Source organism: Sphingobium sp. VMM, from assembly GCF_056790315.1.
The window spans coordinates 272,720-286,678 of record NZ_JBXGSI010000004.1 but is presented as its reverse complement, the minus strand read 5'-3'; the positions used below and the strand labels follow the sequence as shown (position 1 = coordinate 286,678).

Genomic DNA, 13,959 nt, shown 5'->3' with positions numbered 1-13,959 from the left:
TCAGTCCTCCAGTTGGGGGCCACCATTGTGGCCAAGCATCGCCGCCTTCACGCGCGCGTCGATCATTCCATCTACGTCGCCGCCGAACAGCAGGTTCAGCAGCGCGGACCGCGCGCCCTGTTCTGGCGTAAGCGATCCGAGCTGATCGAGCGGCACCAGGTTCGACTGCACGGTCAAGAAATCGTCGCCCGGCATCGCGGGCAGATTTTCGCGCCGACGCATTTCGCCCCGCGTCATCACACCGTTCTGGCCGAAGGCCGAGTAGAGCGCGGCGCGGGCAGCGCTGTCGGCGGCCATCAGCGCCTCGCGGTTGATCTCGGCATAGACCCGCTTGCGCTCGCCGCGCGGCAGGAGCTGCTGCTTCACAGCCTGCTCGATGCGGCGCAGAAGCGGATTGAGCAGCAGCGTCTGCCACCCCAGCAAGATCTGCTCGACGCCCGACCCCCACATGGTCTGGCCCTTGGCCGCGTGGCCGATGAGGATGGGGAACATGCCGAACCAGCGGCAGATTTCCTCCACGTCCCATGACCGCGACTCCAGCAGCTGAACCTCCGACGGGTTCATGCGCAGGGGCGAAAATTTGAAATCCTTCTCCAGCGGCACGATGCGGCCGCGCATCGCATCACCCCGGAAGGCGTCGAAAATCTCGATCAGGTCGGCGCGCTGCTCAGGCTTGAGCGACTGCGCGCCGGTTTCCATGAAGCCGGACAGCTGGAGGCCACCGTGGAACGTGTCCGCTGCCGTCTTGTTCGCGGCGATCGCACTACCGAAGGTCCGCCGCCCCAGCTCGATCGCGGAGAGGCCCTGATCCCCGCCCAGTGTCACGCCGCGCAGGTGGAAAACCTTATCGGCGGGCAGCTCTTCGACCTTGCCCCGGTCGAGGAAGTCATAGACCCGCTCGTTATTGTTGTTCCGGCGGACCGTCACCAGATGGGGCGCCATGGGCGTCAGTGCGGTCACCCGCTGCCCCAGCATCTCCTTTTCGGCATAGCCGTTGCCCCAGAGATCGACGCAGGCGACCATACTGGACCAGAATTCCGACGCGGTCTGATCCCGGTTCGGCTCCTCATGCACCAGGTCGTAGAGCCAATGGTCGGTGCGATCGACGCGGCCGCCATCATTGGCCTTTTCGTGAACGCCCATACCCATCGAACCGACAACGTCGGATTTGAGGCGGACGCAGGCCCATGCTGTCGGCAGGCCGAGTGTGGTGCGCTGGTTCACAACCTGCCCGGCAGAGTCGGAGGCGTAGCCGCGACGAATGGCGCGACGGCTCGGTTCATCTTCGGCCGCGCCGCTGAGCTTGCCGCTGTCCCCGGTGCCGAACCAGCGCAGCGCGCTTCCGACCCACTGCCAATTGGCCATCAGGCGGCCTTCGGCTTCATCTGGGCGATGAAGTCATCCAGGTTGCCGCCCTGCGCCGCCGGGTTGGCCTCCAGCAGCTTCGCAGCGTTGAAGCCGGCGATCAGCGGGTCGATCTTGGCCTTGCCGGCCGATTCCTTGGTAATCAGCACGGCATTCCCTTTCTGCTCTGCCTTCGCATTGCCGACGCACCACGCCATCATGCGCGAGCCGTCATGCACGACCATTTTCAGCTTGAGCTTCCGCTCCATCGACCAGACGGCCGATGACAGGCGGAAGCCCTGGCTCACCGCGACAACCTGCGGGTGGACCAAACCTATCTCCGCGAGCGCGTCGACCAACGCGCCGACGCCCTGCGGATCGAGGCCGATGGCCCCCTTGTCCGGCAACAGACCGCTCACCTTGACCTGCTCGATGACCGCGACGATTTCCGACACGTCCTCTTCGGAGGATGAACCATCCTCAAAATCGAGGTCGCCCCATTCTTCGAGCGCCGGACCGCCGTTGTGGCCGACTTTGATCAGCGATCCGTCATCCACGAAATTCTGTAGGACGCTCTCTTCCGACTGGCGGCGCGTGAACACCTCCGGCCATGCCCAGGCGCGGAACCAGAAAAGCCACCTGCGGGTGCCGCGCTCTCGCCCTGCCACGCACAGGCCGAAGAGATCGTCCAGGCCGCCACCGTCGATGCCGACCACCACGACCTCACACCGGCGCAGCAGCTCTTCCAGCGTCAGCGTCTTGTCGCCCGCTGCCTCCCACGAATCCGCGCCGCGCCAGCGGTGTCGGCTCAGCCGAAGGCCGATTTCGACGTTCAAATGCTTCGCCAGGAAGATCTGAAGCGCGCCAGAGCCTTCGCGCTGGGCTTCTATGAGCTTGCCCATCAGCCATTCGGCGTCGACCGAGCGGCCAATATTCGGGTTCGTCACGTAGAAATTTTCGGGGTCGAGATAAGCCTCGGCCTCGATCATCGCCTCAGGATACTCGTAGAGCATCCCGAATTTCCGCAGGTCCGTCACTGTCCCGTCGCGGATCTCGCGGAACAGCGACAGCTTGGAGGCGAAGACGCCCGCCGGGGCCTCATCGCTATGTGTCGACAGGTAAACCACAAAGCCTTCTGGCCTCGACACCAGGCCGCCCGTGGCTTCCATCAGCATGGCATCGGCGCGAGGCATCTTGCCGAACAGCCATAGCTCTTCGACGATGATGAACGCCGCCTTCTTGCCCGACACGATGTCCGTGTCAGCGGCGACTACCTTCAGCTCGGCGCGGGTAACCCGATGTTTGATAGTCCGCTGGTTCTCCACAATGTGGAGAAGCAGGTTCAGCTCAGGATCTTCGCGGACCATCCCCATTGCCGGGGTGAAGACGTTGTTCGCTACCTCCTTGGTCGGTGCCAGCACCAGCAGCTCGGCCGAGTGACGCCAGTTGCGCACGATCGCGGTCACCGCGATCCCCGCCGCGATGGTCGACTTCGAGTTCTTCTTGCTGATCAGCAGCAGGAACTCGTTGATGAGACGCCGCGCCGTATCCGGATTATAGGCGCCGAAGATCGCGCCCACGAACTCGAAAACGAATGGCTCGCTTACCTCCCCGAAGGTCGGATAGCGCCCCAGCTCGGCATCATATGGCAGATCGGTGATCTGCAACGACTTGAAGACGGTAAGCGCCGCTTCCGCCTCTTCAGGAAAGAGCGGACCGAACGGCACCAGCGAGCGCCGCTCAACAATCCTCTCGCGCCAGTCCGGGCACGCGGTTGACCAAACCGGCTGCACGGCAGCCTCAATTCAGGCGCGGCGCCGCCGGCGGAGCAAATTTGCCGGTGACCTTGCCAGCGGCTTCCTTCGCGGCAGCCTTGATCCCGATCGGCTTTTGCGAGGCAGCCTTGGCAGGACGGTCGGTAAACTTGTCCGACAGGCTCTGAAGGCGCAGGCGCTCCATCTTTTTGTCGAGCAGCGACATGGCAGCCACGCTGCCCGCCTCCACCTGGGCGACCATGGCGGCCATGTTCTTCATTTCGAGCTTGAGGCGGGCCGATGCCTTGCCGCCAAGCTCATGAAAATAATGGCGGTTCAGCGTCCGCACGGTGATCTGCAACGCGGCGGCGATGGCCTCTTCATCATGACCGCAGGCAAGCGAAAGCTGGACAAAACGGCGGTTTTCTGCGGTTGGCACATGAGGCGGCCGCCCCTTCTTCCCGCGCGACGCGGGGATCGGGTCACCGAACAGGTCGACCACACCGCTCAAAAATACGTCGCCCAAGAAAAAAATCCCTGAATGAGAGGGGCGGCGGTAATAGGGCCGCCAGACCCCTAGACTTTCGACCCACCCCCCCATGTCCGACCCTGCGCCCTCGCCGCCCGCGCCGCCGCCGTCTTCTGCTGGTGGTGGGTGAAGCAGAGCAGCTCGACGTTGCGGGGATCGAGATCCGCGCCGCCGTCCTTCCGCTCAACGATATGATCGCCGATGACGCGATGCGTTGGCGTCGGACAGCCAGCGCGCTCGCAGCGGTTGCCGCGTTCGCGCCTGATGTCCGCCATCAGCCCGCGCCACTCCGGCGAAGAGTAGAACCCCTCAGCCACCTTCGGCGCGGCCTGCACTTTCGCGGGCATCCCGCCAAGGCGGGAGCCAAGAGCCTTCAGCTTTCCCATCGGTGCGCCTGCAAATGACAGCGCCCCGCCGGGCAAGGGGCCAAGCGGGGCGCTGTCGAGTTTGGAGAGGGTCGCGCTAGCGCCGAACATAGGTCCGCCACCAGCGTATCCATTTGCTACCGGATTTCGGCCGAAAGGTGGACAAACATTATTTGCAGGACGCAACATTCTACCCCTTGCGCCGTGTCTATGCGCGGGTTTCTGCGGCGTTCAGCGCCTCACAAATGCAAGTTACCGCGCGCGAGTAGCGCTTGCGCAGACCGTGCGCGCCGAGGCTCAGCCCCATCGGACGGAGCAGCGCCCGCCAAGGGATGGCCTTGCGCCCCGCAGCCAGGGCAGTGACGGCCAGCACCACCAGCTTCCGATCACGCTCCGGCGCATGCACCAGCCAAGCCGATGCTTCCTCCATCCGCGCCAGCTGCTCACGTGACAGCGGGATGCGCGGCACCGGCTTGTCCTCATGCGCGGCCCAATCCCACCAATCGCGAACGATCAGGTGCCACGGCCCATCAGAGGCGAAGCCCCAGCTGCCGCTCTCGGTGCGCCACTGGAACTGCATGGCCTCGACAAGCCGCGCTTCCACGTCGGCGAAGGCCCAGAAAGGGCGTGGAAGGACTGTCCCTTCCTGCCCGGAGCGGGTGGAAGGATGATCCATGCTGCTGCGCCGATCATGCATATTCCGAAATTCCCTTTGTTTCACAATATATTAGAGTTGATGGAAGAAGAGAAAATGGAAGGACGGAAGGACATGGAAGGATAATACAGGGTCGTATCGCGCATGCCTGCGCGCACATGCGCGCATATGTGGTTGGCACCCTGAAACCTGCTTCCACTCCTTCCAAACCCGCACAAATCCTTGCCTCCCGCTCCTTCCGCCGCGCCGGTTGAAGTCCCTCCATGGAAGGACTTGCCCTTCCAAATTTCAGAACGGAGGGGTCCAATCGTCGCCAACAGCGTCCCCAGTTTCGGGTGCGGGTGCGGGATCAGGAGGCGCATCGGCCTGCGGTTCAGTGCCGAAATTGCCCGCGCGAACGTCGTTCGCGTCCACGGTCGCCTCCAGATCCAGCCACCAGACGCCGTTGGAGGTCTTCCGCTCATAGCCGCGGTCCTCCATCGCCTTGGCAAAGCCCTGCGTCGTCCACTCGGCACCGCCGCTCTGCTTCACCCACTCGGCAAAGATCTCGAACAGCTCCGACGATCGCGTTCGGGCGCCCTCCTTATCCATCGTGCAATCCCGCAGGAACTTGCCCAGCTGGTCGCTTGCCTCGCGATACTTTGCCGTGGCGGCCTTCACGTTGTCCGATTCCGCCAATCCGTTCATTTTGAGGTCGAGCAGGCCAGCCATCATGCGGTTGAGCACGCCGGAGGCTTCCGACTTCAGCTTGTCTGGCAAGCGAATATCAATCTCGCTGTCGGGAATGCGCACCGTCCACGGCACCAGGCGCACCCGCCCCCAGATGCCATCGTCATGACCGGTGATTTTGGGCTTGTAGTTGCCCTGCGCGGTCAGCTTGAACGAAGGGAGGAAAGAGAAGAAACCCTTGTTCAGGTGCCGCGCCTGAATGGCTTCGCCGCCTGTTACTTCCTTGATCAGCGCTTCCGCCAGTTTCGCCCCCTTCTCAGGTTCGGAGGTGCGGAGGAAGCGGACGCCGGGCAGCTGGGCAAGGTCCGGCGTGGCATCCGATCCCTTGCGCTTGTTGGATTGCTCAAGGAACGTGTCGAACTTGATGACCTGCGAATAGTCGCCCAGAATATGCGCTACCAGATCCGTCCAGGTCGACTTGCCGTTTCGCCCCATGCCGTAGAAAAATGCCATCTTGTGATAGCCGATATCGCCGGTGGAGCTGAGACCAGCCCATTGATGCAGGAAGCGCCTGTCATCGGCATCAGGCATGACACGCTCGAAGAATGCGTCATAGCTCGGCGCCTTGGCATCGGGATCATAGTCCACCTCTGCCATCTTGGTGATGAGGTCATTGCGACTATGCGGGAATAGTTTGATCTCCAGCATGTTGCCGGAGTTTACGATCCGCAGCGTGCCGTTCCTGACGTTGAGCGCCATCCGGTCAGCATCCAGCTGCTTCGCATCGATGGCGATGCTGCCGAAGGACTTTGCGAGGTTGGCGACCGCGCCGATGCGCGATGCGCCCTCGCTCGATTTCGCATGGGCGCGGATCGTGTCGGAAAACAGGGTAACGCCCTGCTTCGTTGCCTTGACCACGAAGTCCATGGCAGCGCGCCGCTCAGCATCGGTGGCGTCCTCCGGCAGATCCTCCTTGATGCCGCTGACCTCCACCAGATCGGCCTCATTGCGGATGCCCCGGATGGTCTGGAATACCGCCACCATGACTTCGCCGGGCGTCTTGTCCTTTTCTTCGGTCAGCAGCGCCCAGCGCCGCCCGTCCCAGCGAAACCAGCCCAGCTCACGGCAGAAGCGGAAAAGATGACCGAAGCGCACCTTGAACCGCTCCGCATTGCCGAGGTCAGTTAGGGGGAGCAGCGCACAGGCTTTATCCCGCTCCGGATCTTTCGCCATGCTGATGCGATAGGCTTCGCCCCCGAACCCCTCGCTATCGTCGGGCGCTTCATCCTCCATCTGGAAGGATGACAGACCATAATCCTCTAGGGAGGGTCCGGGTGCGGAAGGAGCGGAAGGCCCCTCCCCCGCCGCGGCGGGCGGAGGGGCGCCGGAGGCACCGGAACGACGGGCGCGCCGGTCGGCCCGCTCCTGTGCAGCGGCCGCGACCTCGCTGAGGTCGCGAGGTTTTTGGAGGCCTGCTGTCCAGCCGCTGTCGATCGTGGCGATCAGCTGCGCATCATCATCGCGGCCGGGATTGCGGCGCGCCGAATCTTCGATCGCGGCGCGGGCGACCGCCTCGCGGATCGCGCCGGCCGCCACCAGCGTCGCAATGGCGAAGGCGCTCTTGTTCAGCTGGGGATTGCGGCTGCCGGACGCGGCCGTCTCGACCAGGCGGCACTCCGCCTCCAGAGCCGACAGGGCATAGCGGCGGACGTGATCGTCGCTCGACACCGGCCCTTCATACCCTTGCGCGCGGCGCTCCGGCGCTGGCCGCTCCGCCTTCGCCTTCTTCGACCGCAAGATCTCGACAAGCTCTGCCGGCGCTTCCACGATCGGCGCGTCGGCGTCGCCATGCAGCCAGCGATACGGAATGCCGTCGGCGTTGATGCTGGGCGGGGCGATGACGTAACCACCCTTGCCGCGCACATCGACATGGTCGGGTAAGCTGTCGCTGTTCCGAATCTCTGCGCCGCCATCGTCTGGCCATGTCAGCCACACATGAACACCGCCCGACGGGGTCCGTGATGCCAGCGACGAAGGCAACGGAGCGCCCATCTGGGCGACCAGCTCATCCTTCAGTCGCTCGAGCGTCCATTCCTCGCCAGTGTCGGCATCATAGCGCGGATCGAAGTCGAGGACGAACAGACGCTCATGGCCGGTGGCGAGGCCGACCATGGCCTTGGGCCAGCGCGTCCACCATTCGCGGATCTGGTCGGGTTCGAAGCTGGCCTTGCTGACGCCGCCGCTACCCTTGATCGGGTTGCCCTCGGCGTCAGTGTCCTTCGGCAGCAGAGGCCGCTTGGTGCGCGGGCTGCATGGGAAGACAGGCCAGCCGCGGGCGGCATATTCAAGCGCGGCAGTCAGATAGGCGTTTACAGAGGACACGAAGACCCACCCCGAAAATCAGGCAATGCAATTCAGCGATGTTCAGTGAATGGCGGCCGTCAGAACGGGACTTCGTCATCCAGATCATTATCGAAATTGGGGCCGCCGGTTGCCCCCCCACCGCCACCAGAGCCGCCGCCAAAGCCCGGTCCGTCCTGGTAGGAGGAATAGTCGCGCTTGCCCTCGCCCGCGCCGCTGCTGTCGAGCAGCGTCAACTTGGCATCGAAGCCGCTCAGCACGATTTCGGTAGACCAGCGATCGTTGCCGGACTGATCCTGCCATTTGCGGGTGCGCAGCTGGCCGCCGATGAAGAGCTTGCTGCCCTTGTGGACGAAGCGTTCCACAACCTGCACCAGCGGCCCGAAGACCACGATGCTGTGCCATTCGGTGCGCTCCTTCTTCTCGCCGGAGACACGATCTTTCCAGCGCTCGCTCGTGGCGAGGCGGATGCTGGCGACCTTGTCACCCCCCTGCGTCGAGCGGATTTCCGGGTCGGCACCAACATGCCCGATCAGGCGAACTTCATTCAGCATGGGTCACTCCCCCTCATGTTCGATAATCATTGCGGCCGGGTTCGCCCGGTCGCCGCTGAGAAACATCCAGGCATGGGCCTCGACCGCTTCCGCGATCAGCGCAGGCGCCAGGTGAAAGGCGACGGCCGCTTGGCCGACGGAAACATCGGTCGCGCCATGACCTTGCAGGCCCGACCAGACCTGAAGCGCATCCGAAAGGCGTCCCGGTTCGAAGCCCATCGCGTCGACCGCGAGATCAACCGGCAGATTGAAGACAGCCGCCACGATTGCCGCGGTCGGCTCGACAGGCTGGGTCAATCCCCAGCGCGCAACAGCCTCACCAACCATATCCCGGCCCGGAAAGCCGCTGCCGTCGCTGCCGCCGTCCTCATCCGCCTCTTCGATGTTCCAGCTGTCCGGATCTGCGCCCCAGCGCGTCACCCACGGCGAGCGTTCGACGGTCATCACGCCTCCCCCAGCAGATCGGGGGCACGGAACGGCGTCAGCACGTCATAGACACAGTGGCGGTCGATCGCCTCATCGTCCCAGACGCACCAGATCACTTCCATGGTCGGCGCACCCTTGCCGAGAAAATCGGGCCGCCAGTTGAGCGCCCAGATGCGCTGCGGTTGACGCTGGCGCCACAGCCCGGTGCGCGCCTGGGCATGCCAGAAGCTCGCCTTCAGCAGCATGGCGACATAGTTGCAGCGAAGATCGACCAGCAGATGCCGGATCATTTCTTCTGCCAGCGCGAAGGGAGGATTGGTCACCACGACGGGCGCGAGCGCCTGCCGACAGAGCAGCAGATCCTGTTGCGTCACCCGGTTGTCAGGGTCCGGGATCAGATCAGTGGCAATGGTGGTGAACCCGGCTGCCTCCAACTCGCGCGAGATTGCGCCACCGCGCCCGCACGGCTCCCAAACCGGATGGACGGCGTCGCACATCGCGAGCATGGCTTCGCGCTCTGCGGCGATCAGCGCCCGCGTGACAGTCGGCGGGGTCGGATAATAGTCATTCCCGCGCCGCTCGACCTTGCCAGCACCGCCCGTCATCATCCGGCCAAGGCCTTGCGGCGCGGGGTGGGCGATAGTCGGTTCAGAGAACATGTCGGTCACTCATCGATCTCCGGCGCATGCTCATCGTTGAAATCGTCGATGCAGCCCACGCCTGTCCGCTCAAAGTGGGACCAGCAAATGTTGGAGCGATCAGACCCCCCGCGCGCAACCGGCGCCAACACATAGAAGGCTTCACCCGGATTATGGCGAGCCAGCCGCTCAGCTTCGGCCCGCGCCGAATGGTAGCTCTCGTGCTCGAACACTGGCTTTCGACCACGGCGGTTCCAGACAAGCCAAAAGGGAGGGGCAACATCGTCCGCCATCGTCAGACCCTCATCGGCATAAGGACATAGACGCGGTCGGCATCGTCGCTCTGCTGCCACTTCGTGCCCGCGGCGGCATCCGCCAGACGGACACAGGCGCGAGTGCCCTCGGCTCCGGTGCCCTTCAGGTGCCCCAGAATGTCCAGCAGATAGCGACCATTGAAGCCGACCCGGAGCGGCTCGCCCTCATATTCGCACTCGACCTCTTCGGTCGCAGTGCCGTTTTCGACGCTGACGACCTCCAGCGTGATTGCCTTGGCGTCGAACTGGACGGCGATGACCCGCGTCTTTTCGCTGCTGATGGTCAGCATGCGCTCGACGGCCGAGGCAAGCGGCCCCGGCTCAAACCAGGCCGCCTTGTCGTTCGCCGACGGGATGACGCGGCTATAATCGGGAAATTGGCCGTCGATTGGCTTACCGGTCAGGGTCGTCGTGCCGACCTCGAAGCGGAAGCGAGTGGTGCTGACCGAGACTTCGACAGTGGTGGTGACCTCATCCAGCAGGTGCGAAAGCGCATTGATCGCCTTCCTCGGCATGATGATGTCGGGCATTTCGGTCGCGCCCTCGGCGGCTTCGGCACGATAGCGCGCAAGGCGATGCCCGTCGGTCGCCGCGGCGAACATCTTGCCGGAGCCGTCCGGGACATGGACGAAGATCCCCTTTAGATAATAGCGTACCTCTTCGGTCGACATGGCGAAGCCGACGCTGTCGATCATCGCCGTAAGCTGGCCCGCATCCTGCTCCCACTGAGCATCCCAGTCGCTCATCTCCAGCGTGGGATATTCCTCCACCGGCAAGGTCGGCAGCTTGAACCGCGCGCGGCCGCAGGTGATGGTGATGCCGGTGTTCCCGTCGGCCTTGATGGTGGCGACGCCGTCCGCCGGCAGCTTGCCCGCGATCTTCTCCAGCGTTCCAGCATCGGCGCAGAAGGCCATCGCCTTGTTCTTGCCCGCATCCTCCAGATCGATGGTCTTTTCGATCATCAGTTCGAGGTCGGTGCCGGTCAGGTGCATCTGCCCCGGCGTCGACCGGACCCTCACATGCGAAAGAATGGGAACGGTGGAGCGAGATTCCACCACGGCCTTGATGGCCTTCAGACCGCCGCGCAGGGCTTTGACATTCACTTGGATCAACGCGGCTCTCCTTGGAAACGGGGCGCGGGGGCGACGCCAAAGCCTGCGGCGCCGCTCCCCGCTATGCCGTTGCCCAGGAGGGGGGTCTGGACCGCGGCAATCTGCTGTTCGGTTTCGCGGTCGATCTCATCGGCCCAATGTTCGGCCGTGTCGGGATCGACCCCGTAAGTTTCAGCCAGGGCGGCAAGCATGCAGCGCCCCATCTGGTTGTAGCGCGCCTCGAAATGCCGGCGCGTGATCTGCATGTCGACGAAGCTCACAGCAGCGCCCCCTGAAGTTTTACGCTCATGAATTTGCCGGGAGCGGTCGGGACGTGCAGGCCCGCCGCTCCCGTGTCGCCCGGCGACCCGAAGGCGACTTGATTGATCCGGTTGCTCATCAGCGCGCCTCCGCGACCAGCCCGCCGGCCAAGGCCCGCACCGCCAGAGCCTCGCCCAGCGCGCTGTGGAGCCGTTCAGCCTCAGCTTCGGACATCTGGGCGAAGCCTTCCGGCGTCGCCAGAAGCACCTCCCGCGCGGCGGGGCGATAGAAGGCGTGGATGCCCTTGGGATAAGCCCAATGCTCGCGGCGCGGCAGACCTTGGCGCGCGCGCACTTCCTCCATGCGGCCGCTGCCGACACACAGATCGCAGAACAGCATCGGCAGATAGCCTGGCACCCTGAGAGCATCCCAGCCGCCGGGCAGCGCATGCAGCGGAACGCCGTGAGCCATTTCCGTGCAGCCGCTGCACTGGACCATGTCGCTATCGTGCGAGAGGATCTCGTGGTGCCCAACCTTCACAGAAGCGCCCTCTTCGTCTGCGCGCCGGTGGCGGCGATGGTGACGACACGGCGCTCCAGCGGGGACGGCTCCCAGACCGAGATCCTGCCGTCCCGCACGAGGCAGCGGACGCGATAGGATGCTGCGGCGCTGTCCCGCAGGCCGACGATGCGCGCCAGCTCCGCATTGGTCGGGCATGGCTCACCCCGATTGGCGGCGCGCGCGAGCTGGCGGAAGACCGCCTGCGTCGTGCGCTTCGCATCGTCGGAGCGGGTTTTGAAATGCCCACGATTCTTCATGGCCCGCGCCCGCTGCTGCGGGGTGGGCAGGCGCTGCATGATGAACCGGAATCCGTCACCGCTGCGCTTCGAGGTCATGGTGACCAGCCCGCGCTCATGAAGGGCGCGAACCGCGGCGCCTACCGCTTCGCCGGGGCGCGGCCCCGTGCAGTAGACCGCATCTTCACCGGGCGATGCGCGCTCGACCCAATCCTGCACCTGCTCCGGCTTCATCATCTGCATCACTGTTCCCCCGAAACGGCGCGGAGCTGCGTCAGCAGCTGGACGGCGATCGCCACCAGCTGCTCGGCATCATCGATCAGCCCATGTTTCTTGATGTCGTTGGCATCGACGCGCTGATCGTCCGCCAGCGATGCGCAGATCTTCGACACGATCTCGGCGGCTTCGGTTGACACCGCGCCCACCTGCGTCATCCAGTCGCGCGCGTTCGTTTCGACCTCTGGCAAGGGGAACAGCTCGAAACCCTGCATATGCGCCAGCGCACGAGTGATATGGGGCCAGCCATGCTTGCCTTGGCCGAGGCGCTCCAGATGCGGCACCAGCCGGAGTGGGATGAAGCCAGCCTTCTCCGAGTTGCCCCAGTCGTTCACGACCGATTGCGCCCGCTCCATGATGCGCGCGACATAGACCTGCTTGTCGACTGCGACCGCTGCGGCAGTCGCATCCTTCAAGGCGATGTCCGTAGCGGTAAGCTGAAGCCCCCCGTCGCTCATCAGGCAGGCCCTCCGGGGACGCGGTCACAAATATTCAGAACCTGGTCCTGAACCGCGCCCCCTTCGGCTATCGTGCGGCTGATTTGATTCGCACGAAAGGAACTGGAATGGCCGAAACTGTCATCACCCCTCAGGGCACCGACGCAATCGAGGTCGGCGGCTTCCATGATGACGCTGGTAACCGTTTCATCGGCCTGAACTTCAAAACGCCGAATGGCGATAACACTGTCGTCACCTTCACCGTGCCCTTGTTCAACGCTTATGCTCAACACCTTGCACAAGCGGCCGCCCAGATGTCCGGAGAGGATTACTGGCGCAACGTTCCGAAGTGAGGAAACGCCGCCCCAAGCGATGAGGCTGGATGCCGGCACCATCACGCGGCCTCCCCGATATTTTGAGCCAGAGTTTCGGGTGACGCTGTTTCGACAGCGCAATATCTATCCATGAAGTCCACGAGGCGTCGCCCGGTCCTGAGCGTGATCGACCGACCCTCGCGGATCGACTTGACCAATCCACGCTCGCCGGTCGCATCCTGCCCGAGGCGCGTCGGCGACATGCCGGTGGCTCCAAGGAAGGCTTCGATCTGCTTAAGCAGCTCTTCATCAGTGGGAATGCTCATGACGCAACCTGATAGTCAGATTTTTCTGACTGCTCAAGAGCAAACGTCAGATTTCTCTTACGGTGCGATCTTACTCGGATCGTGCGATAAATCTTACGCCATGAAAAACGAGCATTCTCAGGACTTTTACCAACCGCTACTGCGGCTGAAGCCCGATAACCTTTCTGAAGCCAGATGGGCGCGAGACGCGGGGGTAAGTCGCAGTTTCTTCCAAGATCTGAAGAAGGGCGCTCGCCCCCGCAGCGACAACCTCGAAAAAATTCTAGGCGTCATCGGCCTCACGCCCGTCCAGTTCTACGCGATGACGGGCCAGAGCGCTGAGGCTGTTGCGCCATCCAATGTCGTTGAGGCGCCGAGCCATCTTTACCGGCAGCGCTCAGTGGATCGAGATGTGCCGGTGTTTGGCACCGGCGAAGGCGGCGAGGTCGCATTTGACAATGAGGGAACGGAAGTAGCTGTAGAATCTGCCTATATGATGCCCGACGACGTAATCGACTATATCCGCCGGCCGATCGGCATCACAGAGAAACGCCAAGTCTACGCGCTCTTCCTGGTGGGCCATTCGATGGAACCGCGCTACATGGATGGTGAACCGGTGTTTGTTGACCCCAACCGAAACCCCATGATCGACGACCACGTCGTGATCCAGCTGCGCGCACCGGACGAGGAAAATGGTGAGCGAATTGTTCGAGTGCTGGTCAAGAGGCTGGTCCGGCGAACCGCCGACTTCGTGGAGCTTCAGCAATACAACCCCAACTGCACCTTCCGAATCGCAAAGGCGGCCGTGGGAGCGATGCACCGGATAATCCCGCCCTCCGAGCTGTTCGGAATCTGACGCAGTAAGGCAA

Annotated in this window: 19 protein-coding genes; 2 read left to right on the top strand and 17 right to left on the bottom strand. The window is 63.6% G+C overall.

Annotated features, from left to right (window positions below; translation table 11 throughout):
* From ACUCV3_RS07820 to ACUCV3_RS07745, 16 genes are all read right to left on the bottom strand, one after another.
* On the bottom strand, nucleotides 1-1,365 hold the full coding sequence (locus tag ACUCV3_RS07820; protein ID WP_482240498.1) for a phage portal protein: 1,365 nt from the start codon (nucleotides 1,363-1,365) through the stop codon (nucleotides 1-3).
* Nucleotides 1,365-3,137, bottom strand: coding sequence for a terminase large subunit (locus tag ACUCV3_RS07815; RefSeq protein ID WP_482240497.1), 1,773 nt, complete (start codon nucleotides 3,135-3,137; stop codon nucleotides 1,365-1,367). Before ACUCV3_RS07815 ends, ACUCV3_RS07820 begins: the two co-directional genes overlap by 1 nt.
* A gap of 7 nt (nucleotides 3,138-3,144) precedes the next feature.
* Complete coding sequence (locus ACUCV3_RS07810; RefSeq protein WP_062793068.1) at nucleotides 3,145-3,600, bottom strand: hypothetical protein; 456 nt, start codon at nucleotides 3,598-3,600, stop codon at nucleotides 3,145-3,147.
* A gap of 74 nt (nucleotides 3,601-3,674) precedes the next feature.
* The gene (locus tag ACUCV3_RS07805) at nucleotides 3,675-4,013 is read right to left on the bottom strand and encodes an HNH endonuclease signature motif containing protein (protein WP_482240496.1); all 339 of its coding nucleotides are present in this window, start codon (nucleotides 4,011-4,013) and stop codon (nucleotides 3,675-3,677) included.
* A 187-nt stretch (nucleotides 4,014-4,200) separates the two neighbouring features.
* On the bottom strand, nucleotides 4,201-4,689 hold the full coding sequence (locus ACUCV3_RS07800; RefSeq protein ID WP_482240495.1) for a hypothetical protein: 489 nt from the start codon (nucleotides 4,687-4,689) through the stop codon (nucleotides 4,201-4,203).
* A gap of 246 nt (nucleotides 4,690-4,935) precedes the next feature.
* Nucleotides 4,936-7,698: a phage/plasmid primase, P4 family gene (locus ACUCV3_RS07795; RefSeq protein WP_482240494.1), complete on the bottom strand. Its 2,763-nt coding sequence runs from the start codon at nucleotides 7,696-7,698 to the stop codon at nucleotides 4,936-4,938.
* Nucleotides 7,699-7,757: 59 nt separating this feature from the next.
* Nucleotides 7,758-8,231 (bottom strand): single-stranded DNA-binding protein, encoded by a 474-nt coding sequence (gene ssb, locus ACUCV3_RS07790; protein ID WP_482240493.1) that lies wholly within the window; start codon nucleotides 8,229-8,231, stop codon nucleotides 7,758-7,760.
* Between the two features lie 3 nt (nucleotides 8,232-8,234).
* Nucleotides 8,235-8,675, bottom strand: coding sequence for a hypothetical protein (locus ACUCV3_RS07785; protein ID WP_482240492.1), 441 nt, complete (start codon nucleotides 8,673-8,675; stop codon nucleotides 8,235-8,237).
* The gene (locus ACUCV3_RS07780) at nucleotides 8,675-9,325 is read right to left on the bottom strand and encodes a hypothetical protein (protein ID WP_482240491.1); all 651 of its coding nucleotides are present in this window, start codon (nucleotides 9,323-9,325) and stop codon (nucleotides 8,675-8,677) included. Before ACUCV3_RS07780 ends, ACUCV3_RS07785 begins: the two co-directional genes overlap by 1 nt.
* Nucleotides 9,322-9,588: a hypothetical protein gene (locus ACUCV3_RS07775; RefSeq protein WP_482240490.1), complete on the bottom strand. Its 267-nt coding sequence runs from the start codon at nucleotides 9,586-9,588 to the stop codon at nucleotides 9,322-9,324. Before ACUCV3_RS07775 ends, ACUCV3_RS07780 begins: the two co-directional genes overlap by 4 nt.
* Nucleotides 9,589-9,590: 2 nt before the next feature.
* A complete protein-coding gene (gene dnaN / locus ACUCV3_RS07770) occupies nucleotides 9,591-10,712 on the bottom strand; it encodes a DNA polymerase III subunit beta (protein ID WP_482240531.1) in 1,122 nt (373 codons plus the stop codon).
* Nucleotides 10,713-10,717: 5 nt separating this feature from the next.
* A complete protein-coding gene (locus tag ACUCV3_RS07765; RefSeq protein ID WP_482240489.1) occupies nucleotides 10,718-10,981 on the bottom strand; it encodes a hypothetical protein in 264 nt (87 codons plus the stop codon).
* Nucleotides 10,978-11,100, bottom strand: coding sequence for a hypothetical protein (locus tag ACUCV3_RS07760; RefSeq protein WP_482240488.1), 123 nt, complete (start codon nucleotides 11,098-11,100; stop codon nucleotides 10,978-10,980). The genes ACUCV3_RS07765 and ACUCV3_RS07760 overlap by 4 nt, the downstream gene beginning before the upstream one ends.
* A complete protein-coding gene (locus ACUCV3_RS07755) occupies nucleotides 11,100-11,501 on the bottom strand; it encodes a hypothetical protein (protein WP_482240487.1) in 402 nt (133 codons plus the stop codon). The genes ACUCV3_RS07760 and ACUCV3_RS07755 overlap by 1 nt, the downstream gene beginning before the upstream one ends.
* On the bottom strand, nucleotides 11,498-12,001 hold the full coding sequence (locus tag ACUCV3_RS07750) for a hypothetical protein (RefSeq protein WP_482240486.1): 504 nt from the start codon (nucleotides 11,999-12,001) through the stop codon (nucleotides 11,498-11,500). Before ACUCV3_RS07750 ends, ACUCV3_RS07755 begins: the two co-directional genes overlap by 4 nt.
* On the bottom strand, nucleotides 12,001-12,492 hold the full coding sequence (locus tag ACUCV3_RS07745) for a hypothetical protein (RefSeq protein WP_482240485.1): 492 nt from the start codon (nucleotides 12,490-12,492) through the stop codon (nucleotides 12,001-12,003). Before ACUCV3_RS07745 ends, ACUCV3_RS07750 begins: the two co-directional genes overlap by 1 nt.
* Nucleotides 12,493-12,599: 107 nt before the next feature.
* On the opposite strand from ACUCV3_RS07745, the gene ACUCV3_RS07740 reads away from it, so the two are divergent.
* Nucleotides 12,600-12,824: a hypothetical protein gene (locus ACUCV3_RS07740; RefSeq protein ID WP_482240484.1), complete on the top strand. Its 225-nt coding sequence runs from the start codon at nucleotides 12,600-12,602 to the stop codon at nucleotides 12,822-12,824.
* Nucleotides 12,825-12,865: 41 nt separating this feature from the next.
* Here the strand turns inward: ACUCV3_RS07740 and ACUCV3_RS07735 are convergent, their stop codons facing one another.
* Complete coding sequence (locus tag ACUCV3_RS07735) at nucleotides 12,866-13,111, bottom strand: hypothetical protein (protein WP_482240483.1); 246 nt, start codon at nucleotides 13,109-13,111, stop codon at nucleotides 12,866-12,868.
* Between ACUCV3_RS07735 and ACUCV3_RS07730 the strand changes: the two genes are divergently transcribed.
* Nucleotides 13,110-13,946 (top strand): S24 family peptidase, encoded by an 837-nt coding sequence (locus ACUCV3_RS07730; RefSeq protein ID WP_482240482.1) that lies wholly within the window; start codon nucleotides 13,110-13,112, stop codon nucleotides 13,944-13,946. The genes ACUCV3_RS07735 and ACUCV3_RS07730 overlap by 2 nt on opposite strands.
* The last annotated feature ends 13 nt before the right edge of the window (nucleotides 13,947-13,959 follow it).